A 7,986-nucleotide genomic window follows, 5' to 3' on the forward strand; every position below is an offset into this window, starting at 1 on the left:
CAATTAGTATCTTTTTAAATGAGTTCGCAAAATCTAATGGGTTTGAATGTTTATACGAAAAATTTGATAAAGAATGATACTTACAAGCAATGATTAAATTTGTTCTTGATTCAAGCGAGCTGAAAAAGTTAATTATAGAGACTCTTATTAATAGGTAAAAAAGCATTCACATAAGTAACAGGACCAGTAACAAACAGGTTGCTTTTTTTTATTGGCTGAGATTGAGTCTACAGCCGTTAATGAATTTCAACTCATGCAAAATTCATCCTTGTTCCGGTCAAATAGTATGAGAGAATAATGGGTAAGAAAAGAGCAGCATATCACTGCTCTTTTCCTACTTAGTTTTTGCAAACCATGCCGCTGAATTTAGTGGTTTTATTTCCTTTTTCCATAAAGCTGAACACTAAGTGATGTGTTTTATAGGAACTAAGTTTAGTTACTAAATTTGTTTAATAGTTGAAGACTCCGTTGTTATGCTTTATTCTTCTTTTTTCAGTGAAGGGCTAGAAACAGCATGGGATATTGTATCAAACGAAATTGCCGACACTGGTTCCCCGTTGGAAAAGCTGGTTCCGTTTTTATGGAAAGTAAAAAAGTTATTCATTGGAGCGATATATTCCAATTTTTGTCTTAAATGTTCAGTTCCTACTACATATTGCGTTTCAGAATGCGGTTGATCTTGAAGTGCCTCAAATCCTTCTTTTCTTAGAATTTGTTTATAACGTTCATATTGAATATTGTAGATTCGTGAAAGGATTTGTTTGGATATCAGATAGTGCATTAGAGAAATCCTCTAACTCCACTTTCATCTGTTGAGCTGAAACATTGTGGTCTGAAATATATTCGTGAGTATTCATTGCTTTTACAGTTGGGCAGTTAAATCCTGCACGAGAAATTGTTGACAGTCCTTTCAAATCTAAATTTTCCAAATCCGTTTGCTCTTAAAATAAATAATCTTCTGGTTCTTCTGGTATGACATCTTCTACTATTAAAAGACGCTAGATATTCATTAGATAATTCTTCTGGATTAGATATACTAATAGCCTCAGGAGAACTAGAGTCCAGGTTTGCCCACTCAAGTTCGGATGAATGCTTATTTATTTTATTTTTCCCAATAATATATACAGTGCTTTTTGGGGATTATTGTAATAAGTACTTCCGAGAACACGCTAGAATGTTTACCCAACTCTTTGTAATACACGTTCACATAGAAAATCACGTTCTTTATCTTCAACAGATGTATGCCAACGATCTCCATCGCATTCTACAGCAAGTTTTTGACTTTTCTCCTTGTATTACTAGGTCAATTCGGTAATTCGCTCCATCGCGCTTTACTCACAAGAGAACATTTGTTTATTGAAGGTTTTTAACCTTCGGATTAACAAGAGAATCTCATACGGGTAAGAAAGTCAAATTCCATGTTGATTTGGTTCATATTTCTTACAATGCTTCCAAACTAACAATTGATTGACTTACTTATCTCCCAACTGTAGCAGCTTGAGCTTAATGCTAACTAACCGGCCATTATCCAAGATCCTGTTCTTCTATGACTTTTAAAGAGTACGTATTATGAAATCAATTCAATCATATAATTATTAACATTAATTAGCTATGGAATTCATACAATATAACGGGAATATATTGTGAAAGTCGCACGTACGGTATGAACGAGGGAAAAAGGGAGCGATAAATTCAGACCCTTACCTATTAGTATTGATCGAATACATATATGCATTCTTTGTCACCCACCGTCACTTCCAGGTACTCCTGGTAGAACGTTTAACCAATATTATTTCCAAATGAAGTGTCAGTTGGATTCATTGTTCAACATACAAATGATCCTGATGTTGATTCTAGGGATATTGAACATTGATTCTTATGTATACTAGTTGTCAAATCTTAATGAATTTAAGTATTGAAGGTGAATTATCTTAATAGATGATCCTGGGGGGAGAAAAATGTATTATGTTTTTGATGGAGAATCGGAATTTGATTGGTACGAAAAAGCACAAGATATTCTTATCAATCATGGTTATTGGAATGATGAGCACGAACCCTTATGGAAAGCAACATTAAACATGATTTTTTTAGAATTCTGTGAAATAGCTTGTGATGAAATTTGTGATATTGATTTGATGACGGCACTAAATGACCAATGGTTTGAAAAAGAACATTGGATTCAAATAGCTCGTACATATAATTTAAAGGTTTCTTTAGAAATGATTAAGGAATATCTAGAAGAAGAGAAATTTGATAGTCTGACTATTTCTAATTTCGAGGAAATATTTTGTGATGGGATAATATTTGAAAATGAATTAAAAGAAGGGTTAATTGATTGTTTATATCAGGAAAGTAATAAGATGAGAAGAAACTTCCTAAAAGCAATAAGAGATGAAGTAGGAAATGATATAATGAATGTCCTATTTTTCTTCTATGTCAGAGAAGATAAATATGTTCAAGCGTGGAAAATGTATGATTCAAGCAGCGATTTATGGAGTCTTCACCAATTAACTGATACAGGTATGTATAGTGATAATGAGCATGTTTATGATGAGGAGTCGGAAGTAGTTACTGATGAAAAAACAACATTATATAGTTTTGTTAATAGTGGGTATTCTATAGATTCAAGCCAAGTTTTACGTGTAATGAATTGGATTGAAAATAATTTTGAGTTATGAAATTAAAAGGGACCTATTATGTTAAATAGATAGAAGGAAAAAGAAAAAATCATTGTTTTCAGGTTATAGGAAGTACCAATCACAGAACTTCCGATAATAGTTGGAGAGATTTCTAGAGAAGAGCCAGATGAGAAGACAATCATCTGCTATATTTCTACACCATTCCATAATCCCTGTCTTATATTAACAATGTAAGGTAATATTAAATATGTAAATAAATCGTATTGGATAGTAATTATGAGGTGACAAAATGAAACAAGAATTAGTACAAATGCGTGATAAATTAAATAATATAAGTAAACGGAACCGTTCAATTAGATTATTAAAGCTATATGACAAGTGGAGTTATGATTTGACTGAAACTTCAAATGAAATAGTCGAAACAGTTGTTTTAGAAATGAAAAAGAAATCAACAAAATCGTTCTCACTATTGAAAAAAAATGACGATGATAAAAATGCTTCAATTAGCAGAAAACTAACCACCCTATATCGCAATATGAAAGCCATTGAAGATGAGACAGGAATTTATGATTTTTATTTAGGGACACCATTTATATCTGGAACATTTTCTGATGGAACATTTTTTCAAGCACCCTTGTTTCTTTATCCAGTTCGTCTGGAAAAAGGGAAAGTCAATCGCCAACAGTGGGTATTGCAAAAAGACGAAGGGGAGCCTATCCTCAATCGAACTCTTTTTTTGGCGTTTAAGAAAATTAACCAAATACAAGTTACTGAAGACTGGATGGAACGGGCATCTGAAATAGCTTTACTAGGTGAAGATGAAATCATTACTTACTTGTCGGAAATGGGTATACGAGTTAACCCTTCACACAGTGACTATACGTCTCTTAAGGAATTTAAAAAAGAAGAAATCCCACCAATCTCTTCACTATCACTGGTGCCAAATGCAGTCATTGGCCATTTTCCACAAGGAAGTTCCTCCCTAGTAAGAGATTATGATCAACTAATTGAATTAAGTGAAGTAAGTAATTTATCTCTTGTAGGGGATATGTTGAATCCACAAGATAGAGAAGTTGGGGAGAGCGATTGGGATAAACAAGATACTGAACAAAAAGAAATTCAAGAATTTGATCGCTTATATTTACTAGACACAGATGGTTCCCAAGAAGAGATTTTAAAAGAGGCGAGATATAAAAAAGGGATGGCTATACATGGTCCGCCAGGAACAGGAAAGTCTCAAGTAATCGTTAATTTAATTACTGATGCACTTAATCAAGGAAAACGAGTGCTTGTTGTTTGTCAAAAGCGCGCAGCTTTAGATGTAGTTTATCAAAGGTTACAAAGTCTTAATTTAGAGAGATTTACTGCCCTTGTTCATGATGAAAATCATGATCGCAAGGCTCTGTATGCAAAAATTCATGATACCTTGGCTTGGTCTTCGGCTGTTTTACAGGATGCAAATGAAACACTCATGGCCGCGTCTAAAAAGTTGGAAGAACAAGAGCATATGTTAAATAGTATAGCTCAAGGAATTCATACGAAACATCAGTTTGGAATGACATTGTTCGAATTATATAGCAAAGCAAAGAGTACTCAAGACTCTTTCATCTATATTGATGTGGAATTTTTTGCAGATACTATTAATGTGGAAGGGCTACAAGAGTTGCTCTCACGAATCTATACATATGGTGAATGGTATGAACGTTTTGGTAGAGAAATCTATCCTTTAAAAGAGCGACTTTCATTTTCGAAATTAGGAATGAAAGACAAGGCTGATCTTATTAGCAAGATGAATTACTTAATCCAACAAACAAAGATAGCTGAAGAGTATCTGTCACGCTTAGATGATAAAGAAATCACTCCTGCATATACTTGGTTGATTCAAGAAAAACTAATAAAAATACAATCTGATCTTGGTGATGAGCATACTCGAACACTTCAAGATCTTCGTCTATGGTTCTGGACTTCCTTTACTGGTAAACAAATCGTGGAAGATTTAAATAAGGGTGTTAAATTTTCGGGTGTAAAATCCCGTGAGTGGATTAAAATTAAAAAAAGTCTTTTGATTATGAATGATCTAGCCAAAATAACAACTGAAATGAATGTTGAGTTAGATATTTTGAGACGGTTTATTCAACCGTCAAAGGTAGAGAAATTGAAAGAAATGGTGGCTGAAGGTGCGCTTCCACTAATAGAATTAGAACAAATTCTTGAGCATATTTACTCTGATTTTGAGGATCTTCAGGATATGGATCAATTTGGGGAAGAATGCAGTGATGATGTTAAAAAAGTAATAAAGACTTTGATTAAAAAATCAAACCAAATCGACTTTGTAAACTTACCAGATAAGTGGACAGAAATTGTTCGTGAGTCAGTGTATTTATATTGGATCGATACAGCGGAGAAGAAGTTTCCTGCTGTAAAAAAAGTGTCGACTTCGGAGTACAACAGAATTCGTGCATTGTTTGAAGAGCTGGTAATAAACAAGAAAGAGCTTGCCCGATTGCATTTAATTAATGAGCTGAAGTATTCTTTATATAACACTCAAGAAGAGTCGAAAACACCTTTAAAAGATTTGAAACATCAAACAGGGAAAAAGAGGCAGGTTTGGCCAGTGCGAAAACTTGTGAACCAATTTGCTGATACAGGTTTGATGGACGTATCGCCAGTTTGGTTAGCGTCACCAGAAATAGTTTCATCCATTTTTCCGTTAACAGATGGACTGTTTGATTTAGTGATTTTTGATGAAGCATCACAATGTACAGTCGGTAATGGGCTGCCATCTATTTACCGTGCGAAACAAGTGATTGTTGCAGGGGATGAAATGCAACTTCCTCCATCGAATATGTTTGAATCAACTATAGATGGAGACGAGGAGCAAGAAGATTTTTCATCAAATGATTCTCCCAGTTTGCTGAACCTTGCAAAAAGAAGATTTGATGAGAAAACGCTCCAGTGGCACTATAGATCTAAATACGAAGAGTTAATAAACTTTTCGAATCATGCATTTTACAATGGAACTGTTCAAATTTCTCCGAATGTCCAACCTTATAAAAACCCACCTGCTATGCAATGGGTGAAAGTAAACAATGGACGCTGGATTAATCGAAACAACGAGGTAGAGGCTAAAGAAGTGGTTGGCATATTAAAAGACCTCCTAATGAAGAAACAAGACAAGTCTATTGGGATTATTACTTTTAATAGTACTCAACAAACAAAAATCCAAGATGTTATTGAAGAGGAAACATTAAAAGACCTTGAATTTGGTGCGATTTATGGGAAAGTGATGAGCAATGATATGGATGAGCGAATCTTTGTGAAAAATATTGAAAATGTTCAAGGTGATGAAAGGGATATTATTCTATTTTCAGTTGGTTATGGAAAAAATGAAGAAGGTAGAGTGTATAATCGTTTTGGTTCACTAAATCAAGAAGGTGGAGAAAACCGCTTAAATGTAGCAGTTACACGAGCGAAAGAAGAAACTATTGTTGTAAGTAGTATTGAGCCAGAAGAACTTGACGTAGCAAATTCAAGTAGTAACGGGCCTCGACTGTTTAAAAACTATCTCAAATATGCAAGGGCTGTTTCTAATGGCCAAATAGAAACAGTGCAAGAAGTTATTTTAGAAGTGAATGAATTAGCAAATAAAAAAGTGTTACAAGAACCCTTACACTTCGATTCTTCTTTTGAAGTTGAAGTTTATGAAAAACTCAAAGCCCTCGGTTATAAAGTACAAACGCAAGTAGGTATGTCAGGCTATAGAATTGACTTGGCAATTGTTCATCCAACTGATTCATCCCAATTCATCTTGGGTATTGAATGTGACGGTGCAATGTATCATAGCTCAAAGAATGCTAAAGAGCGGGACATTTATCGTCAGAAATTCTTAGAGAGCAGGGGATGGACCATTGAACGGATTTGGAGTCGTAATTGGTGGAAGAACCCAACAGTAGAAATAGAAAAAATCGATCAAGCCATTAAGAAAATTATGAAACAAGATGAGGTAAAACGGAAGTTGAACGTTGAAATTTTAGAGAAGCAAATATAGATGTAGTACAGTTCAATTAAAATAAATGTTATACAGACCTTAGAGGACGTCTAACGTGAAATCATATAAATTGATTTCACGGAAGACGTCCTATTTTTCTCATCCAAAGTGCCCATTGTTATATATACCCTGGGCCAAAAAAAATTATGAAAGTTTAAACATTCACGTTTGTTTCTGTCATAGGGATAGTGGTTATTTTTACAAAGTTTGATAATTCATGAATTACTCCCTCTTTATATAATCTGAAAAGTAAAACATATACCATATGTAATATGTTACCATTGACAGTAACGGGAATATGATAGAAATTAGGAATTTCAGCTGCTCTTTATGAAAGGGAAAGAAGTGGAAAAGGACAAAAAAATGTCCAGAGGAGCGCTGTAGAAGATTATTTAGCAATTAGGTGAAGCGAATTCAAAGAATCAAGTAAAAATACAGATTGCCCATAAGGAAAGGTGGCTTTTCAATGATAGGAAGAGAAACTTCGTTAAAACATTTATTTACGGCAGAAGATATTGCGGAACCACTCGTATCAGTTACTAGTAATGAAATTGAAAAAATGAAGGAGTATTTTAATAAAAATCATTATGATGTAATTGGATTTAAAGAAAACGGTAGAGTTTTCGGATTCCTTGATGTTAATATGGTAGATTTCACAAATCCTGCAGCATCAATGACTAAATTTGATATATCGGATTTAATAACTAAAAACACCAATTTAATGGATTGTTTAAGACTTCTTAAAACAAAAAATCATTTGTTTGTAATTAATAAATCTCAAATAGAATCAATTGTTACTATTTCTGATATACAAAAACCGGCCGTTCGAATGTTATTTTTTGGAGCAGTAACATTTTTTGAAAGTAAGATTGGAAATCTTATTCATGAAATGTATCCAAATGATGAGTGGAAGCAACATTTGACAAATAATAGAATAGAAAAAGCGATGAATACATACAGTGAGTTAATTAAGAAAAATCAAGAGATTAACTTAATCAATTGTACGCAATTTAGTGATAAGACAGATATTATCTTGAAGGATAAGGGACTATTATACGATTTCAATAAAATGAGTAAAACAAAAGCGGATCAATTTTTCTCTAAGATAAAGAAATTTAGAGATGATTTAGCACATGCTCAATCTTTGGCAATTTGGTTTGAGGAAGAGGACGTTATTACCTTGGTAGTTGATCTTATAAATATTACTGAAATAGTTATAGAAAAAGATAATAATTTGAGTAGAAGGATTGAAATAAATATTTGAGTGAAAATGAAGTTTAAGAGCGTGTTCAAAAAGCC

At 33.5% G+C, this 7,986-nt stretch carries 5 protein-coding genes; 3 read left to right on the forward strand and 2 right to left on the reverse strand.

Going from position 1 to position 7,986, the window contains the following annotated elements; translation table 11 throughout:
• Positions 1 to 478: 478 nt before the first annotated feature.
• Together B371_RS0119485 and B371_RS23845 are read right to left on the reverse strand one after the other, a co-directional pair.
• Complete coding sequence (locus B371_RS0119485) at positions 479 to 781, reverse strand: hypothetical protein (protein WP_019416006.1); 303 nt, start codon at positions 779 to 781, stop codon at positions 479 to 481.
• Positions 726 to 929, reverse strand: coding sequence for a hypothetical protein (locus B371_RS23845; protein WP_192811917.1), 204 nt, complete (start codon positions 927 to 929; stop codon positions 726 to 728). Before B371_RS23845 ends, B371_RS0119485 begins: the two co-directional genes overlap by 56 nt.
• 1,029 nt (positions 930 to 1,958) lie before the next feature.
• Here B371_RS23845 and B371_RS0119490 point away from each other — a divergent pair.
• The 3 genes from B371_RS0119490 to B371_RS0119500 all read left to right on the forward strand — a co-directional run bounded on the left by B371_RS0119490 (position 1,959) and on the right by B371_RS0119500 (position 7,951).
• Positions 1,959 to 2,678: a hypothetical protein gene (locus B371_RS0119490; protein WP_019416007.1), complete on the forward strand. Its 720-nt coding sequence runs from the start codon at positions 1,959 to 1,961 to the stop codon at positions 2,676 to 2,678.
• A 250-nt stretch (positions 2,679 to 2,928) separates the two neighbouring features.
• Positions 2,929 to 6,687, forward strand: a complete 3,759-nt coding sequence (locus B371_RS0119495) for an AAA domain-containing protein (RefSeq protein WP_019416008.1) — start codon at positions 2,929 to 2,931, stop codon at positions 6,685 to 6,687.
• Between the two features lie 466 nt (positions 6,688 to 7,153).
• On the forward strand, positions 7,154 to 7,951 hold the full coding sequence (locus tag B371_RS0119500; protein ID WP_019416009.1) for a hypothetical protein: 798 nt from the start codon (positions 7,154 to 7,156) through the stop codon (positions 7,949 to 7,951).
• The last annotated feature ends 35 nt before the right edge of the window (positions 7,952 to 7,986 follow it).

The sequence above is a fragment of the Paenisporosarcina sp. TG20 genome (genome assembly GCF_000286315.1).
Classification (GTDB): Bacteria; Bacillota; Bacilli; order Bacillales_A; family Planococcaceae; genus Paenisporosarcina.

Excerpts from the sequence above, each read along its gene's own strand:
- B371_RS0119495 (WP_019416008.1), top strand. The coding sequence starts at position 2,929 with ATGAAACAAGAATTAGTACAAATGCGTGATAAATTAAATAATATAAGT.
- B371_RS0119485 (WP_019416006.1), bottom strand. The coding sequence starts at position 781 with ATGCACTATCTGATATCCAAACAAATCCTTTCACGAATCTACAATATT.
- B371_RS0119490 (WP_019416007.1), top strand. The coding sequence starts at position 1,959 with ATGTATTATGTTTTTGATGGAGAATCGGAATTTGATTGGTACGAAAAA.
- B371_RS0119500 (WP_019416009.1), top strand. The coding sequence starts at position 7,154 with ATGATAGGAAGAGAAACTTCGTTAAAACATTTATTTACGGCAGAAGAT.